Origin of the sequence: Moritella sp. 36 (genome assembly GCF_018219415.1) — a bacterium.
GTDB lineage: Bacteria > Pseudomonadota > Gammaproteobacteria > Enterobacterales > Moritellaceae > Moritella.
The window spans coordinates 1,926,040-1,940,914 of record NZ_CP056120.1; the positions used below are offsets into that span (position 1 = coordinate 1,926,040).

Annotated in this window: 15 protein-coding genes and 1 pseudogene; 11 read left to right on the forward strand and 5 right to left on the reverse strand. The window is 36.3% G+C overall.

The features are described 5' to 3' along the window. Window positions 1–277: 277 nt before the first annotated feature. Window positions 278–487: pseudogene (locus HWV03_RS08685) on the reverse strand (LexA family protein); the annotation flags it as partial. Window positions 488–933: 446 nt separating this feature from the next. Between HWV03_RS08685 and HWV03_RS08690 the strand changes: the two are divergent. From HWV03_RS08690 to HWV03_RS08720, 7 genes are all read left to right on the forward strand, one after another. Continuing rightward, window positions 934–1,479 (forward strand): GNAT family N-acetyltransferase, encoded by a 546-nt coding sequence (locus HWV03_RS08690; protein ID WP_255547131.1) that lies wholly within the window; start codon window positions 934–936, stop codon window positions 1,477–1,479. Window positions 1,480–1,605: 126 nt separating this feature from the next. Next, a complete protein-coding gene (locus HWV03_RS08695; protein WP_211679342.1) occupies window positions 1,606–1,902 on the forward strand; it encodes a hypothetical protein in 297 nt (98 codons plus the stop codon). Window positions 1,903–2,164: 262 nt separating this feature from the next. Next, a complete protein-coding gene (locus HWV03_RS08700) occupies window positions 2,165–2,722 on the forward strand; it encodes a hypothetical protein (protein ID WP_211679343.1) in 558 nt (185 codons plus the stop codon). A gap of 506 nt (window positions 2,723–3,228) precedes the next feature. Next, window positions 3,229–4,020, forward strand: coding sequence for a hypothetical protein (locus HWV03_RS08705; protein WP_211679344.1), 792 nt, complete (start codon window positions 3,229–3,231; stop codon window positions 4,018–4,020). A gap of 524 nt (window positions 4,021–4,544) precedes the next feature. Then, the gene (locus HWV03_RS08710; protein ID WP_211679345.1) at window positions 4,545–5,684 is read left to right on the forward strand and encodes a hypothetical protein; all 1,140 of its coding nucleotides are present in this window, start codon (window positions 4,545–4,547) and stop codon (window positions 5,682–5,684) included. Between the two features lie 293 nt (window positions 5,685–5,977). Beyond that, complete coding sequence (locus HWV03_RS08715) at window positions 5,978–7,024, forward strand: alcohol dehydrogenase catalytic domain-containing protein (protein WP_211679346.1); 1,047 nt, start codon at window positions 5,978–5,980, stop codon at window positions 7,022–7,024. 281 nt (window positions 7,025–7,305) lie between these two features. Further along, window positions 7,306–7,959 (forward strand): hypothetical protein, encoded by a 654-nt coding sequence (locus tag HWV03_RS08720; protein WP_211679347.1) that lies wholly within the window; start codon window positions 7,306–7,308, stop codon window positions 7,957–7,959. 42 nt (window positions 7,960–8,001) lie between these two features. On the opposite strand, the gene HWV03_RS08725 is transcribed toward HWV03_RS08720, so the two are convergent. The 4 genes from HWV03_RS08725 to HWV03_RS08740 all read right to left on the reverse strand — a co-directional run bounded on the left by HWV03_RS08725 (window position 8,002) and on the right by HWV03_RS08740 (window position 12,483). Beyond that, window positions 8,002–8,925, reverse strand: coding sequence for a ketopantoate reductase family protein (locus HWV03_RS08725; protein WP_211679348.1), 924 nt, complete (start codon window positions 8,923–8,925; stop codon window positions 8,002–8,004). Window positions 8,926–9,066: 141 nt separating this feature from the next. Further along, the gene (locus tag HWV03_RS08730) at window positions 9,067–10,377 is read right to left on the reverse strand and encodes a GGDEF domain-containing protein (RefSeq protein ID WP_211679349.1); all 1,311 of its coding nucleotides are present in this window, start codon (window positions 10,375–10,377) and stop codon (window positions 9,067–9,069) included. Continuing rightward, window positions 10,374–11,264, reverse strand: a complete 891-nt coding sequence (locus tag HWV03_RS08735) for a TIGR02285 family protein (protein WP_211679350.1) — start codon at window positions 11,262–11,264, stop codon at window positions 10,374–10,376. Before HWV03_RS08735 ends, HWV03_RS08730 begins: the two co-directional genes overlap by 4 nt. 913 nt (window positions 11,265–12,177) lie before the next feature. Next, window positions 12,178–12,483 carry a hypothetical protein gene (locus HWV03_RS08740; RefSeq protein WP_211679351.1) on the reverse strand — a complete coding sequence of 102 codons (306 nt, stop codon included), beginning with the start codon at window positions 12,481–12,483 and terminating at the stop codon, window positions 12,178–12,180. Window positions 12,484–12,765: 282 nt separating this feature from the next. Here HWV03_RS08740 and HWV03_RS08745 point away from each other — a divergent pair, with 282 nt between their 5' ends. The 4 genes from HWV03_RS08745 (at window position 12,766) to HWV03_RS08760 (ending at window position 14,874) form a co-directional block, all read left to right on the forward strand. After that, a complete protein-coding gene (locus HWV03_RS08745) occupies window positions 12,766–13,413 on the forward strand; it encodes a PEP-CTERM sorting domain-containing protein (RefSeq protein WP_211679352.1) in 648 nt (215 codons plus the stop codon). A gap of 313 nt (window positions 13,414–13,726) precedes the next feature. Further along, window positions 13,727–13,912, forward strand: coding sequence for a hypothetical protein (locus HWV03_RS08750; protein ID WP_211679353.1), 186 nt, complete (start codon window positions 13,727–13,729; stop codon window positions 13,910–13,912). A 64-nt stretch (window positions 13,913–13,976) separates the two neighbouring features. Continuing rightward, the gene (locus HWV03_RS08755) at window positions 13,977–14,258 is read left to right on the forward strand and encodes a DUF2913 family protein (RefSeq protein ID WP_211675007.1); all 282 of its coding nucleotides are present in this window, start codon (window positions 13,977–13,979) and stop codon (window positions 14,256–14,258) included. A 322-nt stretch (window positions 14,259–14,580) separates the two neighbouring features. Next, window positions 14,581–14,874 (forward strand): YceK/YidQ family lipoprotein, encoded by a 294-nt coding sequence (locus HWV03_RS08760; RefSeq protein ID WP_211679354.1) that lies wholly within the window; start codon window positions 14,581–14,583, stop codon window positions 14,872–14,874. Window position 14,875 lies beyond the last annotated feature (1 nt).

Here is a 14,875-nt window from a genome sequence, read left to right on the forward strand (position 1 = left end):
TGCGCTAATACTGGGTATTGTCACGGAGATTGAGTGTCAATATGCCATTGTTGACGTGCTAATGCCAGCATGCTGACTTAGGGCTTGTTGTCGTGTACTGAGTTCTCATATTGTACGTTCAACTTCAATACGAGAACTCTTTGCGCGCTAAACCCGTTAGGGCATTCTGCAAGGTCTAACGCATTATTCAGTCCCACCGGATTCTTTTGTTTGTCTGTTTGCAGCAGCGATACACCCGTCATTATTAGACAAAACCACAATGGGTTTATTACGCTAGCCTGGGCGTAACATGCCTATCAACAATCAATAAGTCACCATCAAAAATACCAACACCTTCCATTGAATCACCACAGGCTTTACCAATAAAAGTGGAGCTCGGGTGATCGATAAGAATTTTGTCTAAGGTACATGTAAGCTGGCTATATTCAGCTGCAGGACTTTCAAAACCAGTGATACCAGCACTTGCAGAGATTGGAATTATATCCATAGATAAACACTGTTGTTATATACAGTGTTTATTTTAGGCCAGTTATAAGGAAAACTCAAGAAGTGAGGTTTATTCCACCATTTGATTTGAACTCCTCCTGGGGGAGGGTGAGATTAAATCTTATGGCTAGACAGCGTGATTTTATACAGTGTTATTTGTATTTTGGTGAACGCAGTCTCGATTTGCCAAAAGGCAGTCAGGTTTATCTTGTAGTCTAAAATTAATGTCAATATAATCAGTTACATAGATAGTCTTGTATATAACTTACAAGACTAAAGAAATAATTTACAGGACGGCTCGTTTTCCCATAAACATGTAATTAATAAATTTGAAGTATAATCTTATTTTTCAATTAATTAATCTGCTTTTATTGAGGTGAATGAATTTTGGGAATCGAGAGTCCTGTTATACAAATGTTATATGCCTAGGAGATATTGGAGTTGAAATTGATTCCTGAATTAGAAACTGAAAACATGATTATTTCCGTTTTAAATCCTGACGATTTTGAATTACTCGTCAAATATGAAAATGATAATCGTAGCCATTTATCACCGTGGGAGCCAACAAGAATCGCAGGATATTTTGGCTTAGAAGAAACAAAAAAACGTGTTGAGTTAAACTTCAAAAACTTTCAATTAGGCTCTTCAATTTCTCTTGTTGCCTTTGATAAAAGTAAATCTGAAATTATTTGTTTATGTACATTTTCAAATATAGTTCATGGTGTTTTTCAAGCTTGTAATCTTGGTTACTCAATCTCTGAGAAGAAGCAAGGTAAAGGTTTAATGTTTGAAATGCTTCAAGCATCAATACAGTACGTATTTACTGAATTCAATTTACATAGAGTCATGGCTAATTATATCCCATCAAATATTCGCTCTGGCAAGTTATTGGATAAACTAGGCTTTCAAAAAGAAGGATTGGCAAAGTCTTATTTAAAAATAGCTGGCTCATGGCAAGATCATGTTTTAACATCAAAAATAAATCTGAGTTAAGTATTTATATAACAATAATTTAAAGTGGGACTGATAACAGTTTACTCAGTTTCACTTCGCTACACAATTTTAGCAAACAATTATCAGCGCCTTAAATGAGCGCTATGTAACTAAAGGAATAGCGGCATGCCCGGAGAAATTGTCGGTGAAGTTTTTTCTGGAGTTTTCAGGTTCATATTTAGATTCTTTGTCGAAATAATCGTTGAGATACTTATAAAAGGTTTAGGTTATCTAATTTACCGACCATTCAATAAAAATGTTGACCCAGATGGCTTTAAAGTAACAATGGTAGGTTTAATTTTTTGGGTGTTAATTTTCTTTGGTGCTTATGAAATTATGGCATTTATTGAAATCGATAGTTGCTTAGATTCTGGTGGTAGTTACAATTACCAATTTGATGAGTGCGAGCAAAGTGTTAATTAAATCATGGTGTTGTGGTAATCGTTACCTAACAAGTCAATTCAACTGGCGATCAATTCTGGGATACTGAAGAGTTACAAGAACCTTCGTCATTTGAATAGACCACCAAAGAATGGAGCTGACCGTTATTTGAAATTATCAGATTTGGTCCGTAGTAAATTGGAAAATAATCGGGTAGAAGAGGCAGTCTCTACCTAACAATTAAAGGCATGGGACGCGAAAAAGCCCGCGCCCATGCTTTAGGCGCTAGCATAAAAGAGCAACCATGGATTTGACGTTATCCCCAGGAACCAAACAGACCCTCCTGAAAATTAAGAAGATTGGTGTTCGGCAAATCAACATCTTTAAGTTTCATGACTATGTAACAGTTGTTACCTTCGTCCTGATGAATGGAGAACTCGTTTCCATAAGAGCAAAAGATGAATATGTGGCATCGAGTTTTGAAGTGTTTCTAATCGCGACCTCGGATGAATTGATTAACAGTAAACCAGATGTGACGATAGGTTTAATGGATAACGAAACCGTAAAGAATATATTTATAGTGAATAAATGTAATTGGTCAGTTCCGACGTCAGCTAGCGATAAAGAGGAACTCTTAGGTCAAACTGAGGGCGCGACAACACAGTATGAGGGCTTGGAATCAGATATGCCGAAAGATGCGGTAAATCATGCGAAATTTGAAGCCGGCATCAAAGTTCAGTTCACTAATTCTTCATCATTCTTTGTTGTCTCTTCCATCAATCCTTTTGACCTTGCTGTAAGTCACGAGACATCATTTAGTAAAGTCAGTGAATCTGAGTATGAATTTCAACTATTATGCTAACTGTATCATTACGTAAAAAACAACTTAATTAGCCGTCAATTCAACACTGATAGCATCCTTAACATTACGTTTAGATATCAATAGTTTTATCCGTTGTGAACCGTTTCTATCATAAGTGTATATCGCAGCTAAGTACATTCCATCGTTATCCGAATCTGAGCAGCCAGAAAACTTTAGGTTATTCTGATGGTAGAGCTCCTTGTATTTCGAGGTGAAATATTATCTTATGGCGCTACGCGAATACAAAGATAATATCGCGCATAACGTTGCTCTAATTTAAGTAACGGTAATAAAGATTTTAGCTAATATACGGTTGTTGCGTATATTTATCAGTCAGAAGCCAAGTACCTTCATTGATCACGGGAATAGAGTTGAGAATATAATCGATGCGAAATCAGCAGAATACGACATTCCTTACTTTTCATTACAATTAATTCAATTAGATCTGTATAAACTGTAACAAAAGTCCCCAAAACAAGTTTAATAACATATAAGAGTTAATACCTATGTATAATCTGAATCGATTCTTTGAAGAAATTACACAGCTCGCGCCTAGCTATATTGCACACCATTCATGGGTTTCATGGGATTGGACTCAATCTGATAATATTTTAAATTCTTGGTGGCTATATAAAAATGCAAAGAAAAGTTCACTTGGTTTCTTGTTATTGGGTGGTACTCAAATTAGAAAGGATGAAGCATTACTTTTCAACTTTGGTCTTAGTTCACATGGAGGTGTGCAAGAAAAAGAAGAACTCGCATTAGTTTCGCGACTTATAGAAAAAAGATGCGAACTACGAAAACAGACACCTTTAATAAATAGCAATTCCATGGTTAGTACAGGAAGTGTATTAAGTGATAAAAATTGGAATCCTATTCTTAATGATTGCTTTATTTTAGGTGGGGTGACAGGTTTGCAGGATTTCCATCTTGCAGAATCTAGATATAACGAATTTAGCATCACCATCAATCCAAGTATTAGGAATAAAATGAGTGATAAAGATAAATGGAAATGTTATTTCCAGTGTTACATTGGAGATATTTGGGATTATAAATATAATGTCCCTCGTGTATTTGCTCGAGAATTACTAGGGTTGAAATTATTTGGCTATAAGCCTGTGTTTAAGTTTGGTCAATTGTTTTTTACTCCCGGTGATAAAAGTAAAGCCTCTACTGCATCATTTACTGCATACTTAAATTATTTGATAAAAACTGGGACTACATCAAGTAACCCTCGAAAAACGCTAATGGAAATAGCAAGTTTCTTATTTGATGACCCTGAATGTTTATTAAAGTAATTCTATACCCATGTTAAGCCGTATTTCTTACTATTTTCCCCTTTAAATAACCCACATATCACCAAGATGATTTCGAACCATCTTGGTGAATATCTATTTCAATGTGTATCTAAAACAAATTTCAATTTAACGCATCGTTTTTATGTTGTGTTATTCGTCTATTTCACGGTTGTATCACAGTTTACCACTAAAGAGTTACCATTCTCTTTAGGTAAATGAAAATAGTAATATAATCAGTTGCATATTTAGTTCGTTAATCATTATTAGGACTTAACAAGGACGTGAAATGCAAATAACATCTTTATTTCGAATCATTTTAATATCAGGCGTAATTACAGCAATAGTCGGTGTTGTTGTTGGTATTAACTTAGCTGAAACATTGCCAATATTATTATAGGACTACCTTATCTTTAATCTCAACAAGCTATGATGAAATAAACAAACGCTTACAAATTAACCATTTTGTTTACCGTTATTCTTTGTTTTAATCTTTCTAATAACTTTGTTAACGAATGAGATTTAATATGAAAAAAATAACAACTGTAGCTTTACTTGCCACCGTCCTTTCTGGGTGCGGATCAGATTCATCTTCAACAGCTCCAGTTAAGCCGCCAACAAAGCCAGTTAACCCCCCAACAAAGCCAGTTAACCCGCCAGCAACGCCAGTTAAACCGAAGGCTGATTACGTATTTTCACCGGATAAGCTTGATGAAGTGAAGCGGGAGCGACAAGATATCCAAGATCACGCAATGGCGCTCACTTATAATGGGGTGCGGTATGATAAAATTAAGTTTTCTGAAGAAGTTACTGATTCTGAAAAATTAATTAGGCTTACGGATAATTCAGGTTTAAAAAACGTTGACCTTTATCTTCCTGGTGCAGTGGATAATAAGAATTGTATTATTTACGCCGAAAGCAAGATTCTGGATAAGTTTAATTGTGATGCTAATATACGCTCCATTTCTAATGATACCACATTCATTGCTACGACGACGATTGATAAAAATCTCTCCGTCAGCCTTGAATATAATAATGACATGTCGGAATACGTTACCGCTATTGGTAATACTATTTTAAGTGAAGCCAAAAATGGCAACAAAGTAACGATCACCACTTCCTTTGCTTTTAGCTATTTTTATCGTGATGCGAACCCTGGTGTTGAAATGCCTTCGACTCTTGGTGCGTCAACCTATTTCCAGCTTTCTGATATCGTGAATTCAAATCTAGGCAGTAAAATGACCTTGAAGTTTAACAACTTTGTCGGCGGCAGTGGTGATGATGGGATCAACATGTACACCGGACTTATGATCAATAGCAACAAGATGACGACGATCGTAACCTCAACGGGTTCAGTTTTCTCTGGAGGCACGGATCTGTTCGCAGCCGGTAACCCACGAATTTTGCAACGTTCAGATACCAATAAAGCCATTGAGCTTAATAAGCAAGTGGGTGTGCATAGTTGGGCGGAGGACGGTAAAACAGCCAAAGAATTCCCGTACACCAACGAAAGTCATCGTAAGCAAGCGACCTATTTTAATAAGGTGATGGGAGATAAAGGGATTGATTTTTATATCTTTACTTTAGACTCGGCTCCTGCTAATGGCGAGCACTGGATGACTAAAGCAGACTCTGATAAATACGACTTTATCACTCGTATTGAGTAAGTCTTAATTTGATCCACATCTGCAGTCGGGTATGGGAAATGATGAATAGCGCGCTGGCTTAGCGCTTGTTGTAGTGTACTGAGTTCTGTAATTCGTTCACCGACAATGACCAAAAGTAATGTGCGGCGAACATTTCAATGAGGCACTGCAAGTTACAACTGTGACGGCTATAACTACCGGTTTACTTATAAATGGGTATTGACTATTTATGGTTTGACATTGGCTCGGCGTTTATGCCTAAATAGTTATTATATTGTGAAGGTATACAACAACGAATCTAGTGAAGGTAAATTATGAAAGCATATGTGTTCGACGGAAAAGAAAGCGCTAAATTAGAAGATAGACCAATACCAACAATCATAAAACAAAGTGATGTGATCGTTAAAGTTGAAAAAACTACTATTTGTGGCACTGACTTACATATTTTGAGAAATAATGTTGCTACATTTATCCCAGGTACCATTATGGGTCACGAAGGGGTTGGAATAGTTGAATCATGTGGGGATCTCGTAAGTAAATTCAAGACGGGTGATAGAGTTATAATTTCATGCATTACATCTTGCGGTAGCTGCAAAATGTGTCAAGTTTCAAAGTTTGGGCAATGCTTCGATGGTGGCTGGTTATTAGGGAATGAGATTGATGGGTGTCAGGCGGAGTATGTCAGAATTCCTTTTGGTGACACGAGTCTACACCTAGTTCCTAAAGATATAGATACAGATTCTCTTGTACTATTAAGTGATATATTCCCAACAGGATATGAAGTAGGCGTTCTTGATGGACAAGTGAAACCTGGATGTTCAGTCGCGGTTATTGGGTGCGGTCCAGTAGGCCTTTCTTCATTAATGACATCAAAGTTCTTCTCGCCAAGCGAGATTTATGCAATTGATACAAACGATCATAGACTTCAAGTCGCCACTGAGCTCGGTGCTACACATGCAATTAATAATTCGGATGGTACTGCAGTTCAACAGATTCTAGACATTACTGATGGTGTAGGTGTTGATGTCGTGATTGAAGCGATAGGCATTCCAGCTGGTTGGGACATGTCCCAGAAACTTGTTTGCCCTGGCGGTAACATCGCGGTACTTGGTGTGCACGGTAAATCTGCAACGATAAATCTTGAAGATATGTGGAAGCGAAATTTTACAATGACTGCTGGAATGGTTCATACAAATACGATCCCAATGTTAATCAAACAAATTAGGGCTGGTCATCTGGAACCTAAAAAATTAATTAGCCATCAATTTAAACTATCAGAATCAGAAAAAGCATACACAACCTTTACGCATGCCTCCGACTACAAATCTTTAAAAGTGATTATTTCTAATGATCTCCTATAACACAGCTATTTATAGTGGCTCAATGGATTAATAAACCATTTAAAATTATATTGATAGGTCCCCTTATAAACTTATCAATACGGCACTTAACCCAGTCTCGACTTGCCAAAAGGCAGTCAGATTTATCTTGTAGCCTAAAATTAATATCAATATAATCAGTTTCATATTTAGTCTTGTATATAACTTACAAGACTAAATTAATTTGGGGAATCGAAAGTCCTGTTATACAAATATTATGTTTCAAAAACGTAGAATCAATCAGCACTTTCATGGAGTGGGTAATGTTTAAGAAAGTATTTTTCCTATTGGTATCTTCCATATTTGTTCTTTGTTCGCATGGTGCTTCTGCGAGTACAGAATATGATGTTGAAAATGGAAGAGAAATCATAAAGCTATTGCAAAATGAGATTTATGTTAAGGTTAAACTTAGTAAAGAAGAATTATTAAACACTAAAGTTGATTTTCAAGAATATTATCAACAAGAAGTCCTCCCTCGTTTAGATCATATATCAAAGAATATTAACGAGTCCGCAATTCATTGGATTGATTTAGATTTTGATGGTAAACCTGAGCTTGTTTTCTGGACTGAGGGGTTATCACCAACAAGTTGGGGAGCTAATGAATATCTGTTCATTGTTAGTATCAATGAAAAATCAAATCCGGTGATTTTGAAATCTATGGATTTAGGTGAAGTTTCACGAAATGTAAAACAATACCGTTACGTCAAGTTTTGGCCAGAACCCAATAAAAATCGAGGTTATAATGATTTTCTGAGGGCTGTATTGAGCTATGGTAACTTTGGAGTAAGTGGAAGTGGGATCATAAATTTACAGATAGAATGGAATCGCTACGGAAACAGCATTGAAATAAGTCGTTTTCACACAGCATTCCCGTTTAATATAGAGCTAAAACATAAATCTGAGAACGAAAGCTAACAAAAAAACTAGGGGACATCGACTGCGGCGAAAATAGCTATGCTATGACAAGTTTTCGCCTTGCAATATATTGTTGATATGCTGGCAAACTTGGTGACCTAGAATGAACGGCACATTGTACTGATTAGCGAGTTTTTGAGACGCTTTGAAAATCTCCTCAAACTCTACTTGCCTGCCGTTGTCGGAATCTTCTTTCATGCTGAAGTACGCATTCTCATACAATGGTGCGTCAAGTAGTGAGATAAGCTTAGAGATGGGGAATGTAGGTGCAGGGAGGTTAAGGGCATTGAAAAGTGGCAAGAACTCCTGCTCAATTTCTAGCATTAACTCGCGACATTTCGGGTTAGTGGCTAAGCCTCGCATATCCGAATCATAGAGGAAAGACGCGGCGTTTGCGGCAAAGCTGATCAATAATTTGGGTAGCCTCACATGGTAACTACTTGATTCTCGCTCAACATCATTAAAGATATTATTCAATAAATAATCTAAGTAAGCACTCGGCTGACCTTGATAAACGGCGTAGATACAATCTATTAATTGATTGTGCAAAGTCACTTGATAAGGGCTTGTAGTGTAGCTGGCCTTCAAGTGGGTGATACCGCTGACGATTGCGTTGTTTGGGGCGAGGCCTTGAGCTAATTTTTCATCTTCGCCAATACCATTTTGAAGTAGAACAATCGTTTTGTGTTTCCAAGTTTTCGTTTGCTCAAGCAAAGTGCTGTTATCGTACGCTTTGGTAGTAATAAAGACGATTTCTCCGAAAATATCTTCCAAGTTGTAAGAGATGGTATCGGCGTAACCAACGAGTGGTTCGGACATCGAACTAGAAGTAAGAAGAACCTGCTTATCTTTCCTAAGAGAATAGGTACGGTAGACCCATTGGATTTGAATGTCCGGTAAAGATGATAATCGGGCTGCAATAAAGCCACCAAGGCTTCCTAACCCTATAATACTCACTTTAAGCACGCTCTACTCCTTTCTTTAATTGTTGGTAGTGAAAACGCTACTAAGTTATATAATTCATCATCTTAAATGAAATCGTTAATATGCGGTCCCTGCTAGACATGTCAGGTAGTTTACCATGACAGCAGCTGAACCTAACAGAGACTAATTAGCGATTTCCAAACGATTACGTCCAAGTTCTTTAGCTTTATAAAGTGCCATATCAGCGGTATTAATTAAGGCATTTATGTCATAATTGCAATGAATAGGGGCTACGGATAAACCAATGCTGACGGATATTTTCACGCTTTTATCTGCATGGGTAAATACCATATCGTTAAGGTTACGGCATAGGCGCTCACCCAATGCTTGAGCATCTTTAGGTGATATTTCACTTAACAGAATAACGAATTCCTCACCACCATAACGAGCTAAAATATCATCTTTGCGGATAATCGATGAAAAACACTCAGCAACGCCCTGTAATACTTTATCTCCCATAGCATGCCCAAAATTGTCATTCACCTGTTTAAAGTGATCGATGTCGCACATCATGACTGCGACAGAGTGTTGATCACGTTGCATTTGATGAAGTCTTTTTGTACCTATTTCAAAAAGAAAGCGTCTATTGTAAAGACCAGTTAAAGGATCGGTTGTTGCCAATAAATTTAGTTTATTATTCATATCTCGTAATTCTACAGTACGCTCTTTGACCATAAAATCTAGTGTGTCATTTTGATTAATTAGCTCTTGTTCTGCACGCTTGTGTTTGTTTTGCACATCTTTTAGACGTACTAATAACTGGTTCAACAAACTAGTGATTACACCCAGCTCGTTTTTACTATGCAAATTACCAACTACTAATTTTTTAGTTGGGTTATTCGGATCTATTTCGTTGACTTGACAACCTAAATTCATTAATGGACGGGTCAAGGTATAATAAAATAGAATCAATAAGCAGATACTAAGAATCATATTTTGAAATAAACTTCCGATAATAGTACGAAAAGCTCGTTGAAAAAATTTTTCGGCAACAAGGTAATTATCCAAGTGCACTTCAATATTTCCTATCTCAATTTTGCTTCCCGGATAGGTGAGTGGTACGACAATTGGAGTGTCACAATTGAATAGCAGCTCTGAAAGCCCTGATAAATATGATTGGTAGGGGGCTCGTTCGATTTTATAAAGGTATGTACCTAAATCATCAATAATATACACATGTTGAAATAACTCATATTCAGATAAACCTTTCGCTACCTTTTCTGCCAATAATGGATCAATATTAAACACGGCCTGAGCCGCTTGGTAGCGCATTGCATTAACCATTTTTTCTGCATGTTTTCTAGTGCTCACTTGTTCGTCAAGCAGATCAAGCGTAATGGTTGCAGAGGCAAAGAATAGTCCTAAAATGAGGGTGACGGAAAGCGTGTAGATCGTTTGATTAAACCAAATGTGGTCTCGTAATCTTAATTTCATGTTGGTAGGTTAATTTTATCTGAGTTTAAAAAATCACTATAAAATTTTCGGTAACGTATTTTTGAATCGTCATCCAAAAAATATTCATAGAAACTTCTAAAGTCATCGCGTTTTACCGCTTTAACCAGCAAAGTGTTAATCTTTTTTATAACAGCCTCACCCCAAGGCGTCTTAGAGCAGCCAATATAACCGATCGTATAATCTTTAATTTCACTGATTGGCAGTTGGGCTATATCATCAGATACACCGATGGCGCGCCCATGGAATTGACTTTCAACAGGTTGAGCAAACATGGCGTCTATATTCCCTTTAATTAACATTCTCAATAAGCCTTTTGGACCTTCATTACCGACCCTTTCGATCATGCTCTCAGATCCTTTATATTTATCTAGAAGAGCATCGATCGGTTTGGTATAAGAACGACCATTTGAATAGCCAAGACGCATCCCGCCAGATTGAATTATTTTTTCAAGGGATACACGTCCTAATTTATCTTTAAAATCATTAAATTTTGGTAAATCATTTTTACGTACGACAAGACTGTTGGGTAACAGCAGTCGTGCAGGTTTGCTAAAAATAATAAATTTTTCACGTTCAGGAGTTTTAAGTAAAGTAACTGAACAAGCATTTAACCCCTTTTTCATATCACGCAACGTGCGTTTAAACGGTGAGATTAGTACCTGAGAGTCAAAATCTTCCATTCGATTAATCAGGTAACTTTCAATCTGGTCTGAATATCCTTTTCCAGAATAAGGTCCATGAACAATGCTTAAAGGTGGGAATTCTGGTTTGTACCATGTAATAGTTTTATTTGTATTTGCTGATACCTGACCCACATATAAAAAAATAACGATAAAGCAGATATAATTTATTTTATAAATTGTCATTTAACCCTTCTTTTCATCTTCTGAATCTGTACTTTCTAATATATCTTTTCGAATACTAATTTTTAACGGTTCTTGCTTCTTATCTCATATAGTATGCGTAGTGGTATTAAGCCTCTAATTTGTTGTCAAATCCGATATACCACTAGCATTACTCTGCTACATCCTTCGCTGAAGAGAGGTTGTTGGTTTTAATACTTTTAATAAAAAATACATATGGAGTTACGATCATAAAAATAGCCAATAATGCATAGAAATGGAAAACATGGAGGCTTCTTTGGATAATTAGCATTGTGAATAGTGCTAAGATCTAAGCAAATAAGTAATTATTAAAACAAAAATCAATTGTAAAAAAAATGTTTTATTTGTAAGTCTTTGTAACTGTTAATCCCTTATTAGTGATTTTTATTTTGAGATAAGATAGTCCCTGACAGGTCTATATGAAAAAATCATCTGCATTGCAGTTATTGCAGTTATTGCAGTTATTGCAGTTATTGCATTCTCCGCATTTTCTTCATCGGCGGACAACGACAAGATATATGCAGGAGCACTACAAAAAACAGTTGGTTTTGCTCCTTCGTCGCTAATTTAGCCATTCCTTACAAATGGTTACACAGTAAAACTATGTTTTATATGTTTTATTTAGTACTTTCATATCGAAAGTACTGGAGGTAGGGATTATAATGTCATGCTTATTTAAAATGTTTAAGAAGAAACGTACATCCGTTGATTTAAATGAAAAGTTAAAATACGCGATGCTTGAAAATCCAAGTAGATAAAAATTCGAAAGGCCTCTTAACTAGAGGCTTTTTGGATTTAGGGATAAAGTCCTTCATATGGGATCTCGTATTGAGCAAGGTCTAATGCGTCATCGCCGAATACGCCATTATAGTGATGTAATGTCTATGCGGGTGTTTTATACCGATGGGAGAGTCTCTACAAATCCATCGATAGAGTAAAATAGTAGGGTTCCAAATATAGTTACGATTACAATGTAGCCAATTAAAATTGCAATCCCATATGATACTGAATGGGATTGTTTATCTTGGTTTTCTACAACCCTATCTCCATCAAATGCTTGTACGAAATTGGCTGGAAACTTAGTTGGTAGTGGTTGAATGGACAATTTACCAATACTTAAAATGGAAATGATTAGGCGTCCAATTCTATATGCAAATGGATTACCTAGGATAATAATTATATAAGCAATTACGTCAGCCATTTTGTTCCCTTATCTTTTAGAAGATGTAAGTATCATAACCCTATTTGGTTAATGTAACTGAGAGCAATATCTTGGTTCCACATAATTATCCCTTCATGTTAAGCAGGCCAATCTCAATGAACTACTACAGTCGACTTTTTTTACATTAGGTGATTGGCGCTATTCTTTACGTAATGACAAAATATATTAACTCGATGTTTATAAGGAAATTAACATTTTAGGTAAGGTTCTTGCTTTGATATAACTGGGCTATTTGTCTTTAATGAATATAAGGAAAATAAAATGAAAAAATTAATCGGATTATTTACATTTTTATTTGCTTTTTCAGTCAATGCGGGACTCATTAATGGCAGCTTTGAGGAGCCTGTCATTACTGGTCAGATGCAACTGGTAACCCCTGCAGCAATGCCAGGATGGGAAACAACAGATAGTGCATTTGAAGTGTGGGCAAATGGATTCTTAGGTTTTCCTTCGCATACAGGAAATCAATTTGTTGAATTAAACGCCTATATTGCAGGCACTTTGTCGCAGGTAGTGTCAGGTATAGCAGCCACCAAAGAGATTGGTTGGGAATTCGCACATCGCAGTCGTACTGGCGGTTTAGAAACGATGCGTTTACAAATTACAGACTTGGGTCTTGATAATACCTTTGGGACTTCTGATGATACAGATTTGTTCAACGATACATTCGATGCGGGTATCAATACTTGGCAAGTGAATTCAGGTTCAGGGATATTTGCTTTGGGTAACGACATTAAATTTGCATACTCCGCTGTCTACGCTGTAGGCGGCATCTCTGTGGGTAACTTACTTGATTCGGCCTCTTTTGGTCTGGGTGTAGGTGGTGCAGTGGTACCTGAACCATCAAGTTTAGCTATCTTCGGCTTAGGTATCTTAGGGCTAGCAATAAGAGCAAGAAAGAGAGCATAGATTGATGGTATTAGATGAGTCCGTTAAGTGATGTCTTACAACAAAACATTAATCGTGTATTAAGACTATTTTAGATCCGGCGACCAGTGTTGACTGCTTAAGGTTGATTTTGAGCTGAGTATTAGAAAAATATGAATTAATTTTTGTTCAGTGCAAATGTTTCTTGAAAAGTATACTACACTGATCGATAATACTCATTAGTAGGTACTGGGGGCTTTTTGATAAATCAGCTTTCATATTTGACTAAATTCTCAGCATTAAATAATAATACAAAGGTCTAAAAATTATATTTAGACGATGAACCGGATGGGTTATGAAAATACAAAATCAAAATCAAAAGAAAAAAGACAAAAAAGAATTATTAAGAAATGAATTGGATAGGGATAGGCACTGGGCCAACCTTCATTGCGGTGGCGGCAGTATCTCTGATAGAGACGGAGATGATATGTTAAGAATCATGGCCGCGATGAAAATGTTTAGATGTTCAAGCGTTAATTAACGATTAACGGGCATTAGATGAACACTAGCAGTACGCTTACACCTATTAGGGATTTGATTTAAACATGTCAGACAAAACCGAATTAAAAAATGTAATTGATAATAGCTTGTTACATCTTTACATGAATGTGGCCAACAGCGGAAAATTCGTGACTGTACCAGCAAGAAATAAAATTATTAAAACGTTTTTGACACCAAAATTAAAAATAACAAAACATCGCTTAGTGAAGTCAGAGGTAAAAAAAATAGTCCTCGCTGCTAAATCAAAAACAGGAAATTTGGAAGGGTTATTGGTCAAGATGAGTGACACTCTAGGTAAAGGTGACCAAAAGGACTCAACTTCATAACCTTGTTGCTTTGCTAGAACCTCTTTTTGAGGAGCACCGGATTGATTTCAAGTTCACCATAGCGCAACATGAAAACTTTACTTTTTCTTTAACTAAAATACCATTCAATCAAACCTCTATCATTGTATCTATACGGGTCAGTATAAATACAATTCTTGTTTTCACTTTAGTTTCATTTGATTTGTGATCCGTTAATAATCATAATCGATTTGTAACTAATAGTGTATTTGGTACTATTTATAATAACTAAACTAGAATTTACGGTATATGTAATCACGTATAACGTACTGTTCTATATCTATTTGATCTCTGTGGTATTCCGATGAAGTATAAAGTTTTAATCTTGTTAATGTGTCTGCTTAATGTTTCCTGCTCTACTATAAAAACTCATAATGTTACATTTGGGCACCCGTATAGTGGTACTGAAGATGCGGTGAAAAACTTTCCTTGCCGCGTAATATATTCAACTCATACTGCATTAGTGGATTTACCATTGATTGCTCTTGATATGCCTTTTTCGTTTGTAATGGACACTATCTTGTTACCTGTGGATCTATTTGTTAAACCTAAACTAGACCGGGAGTTGACGGTGGCTAATGATAGAAAATGTATATAAA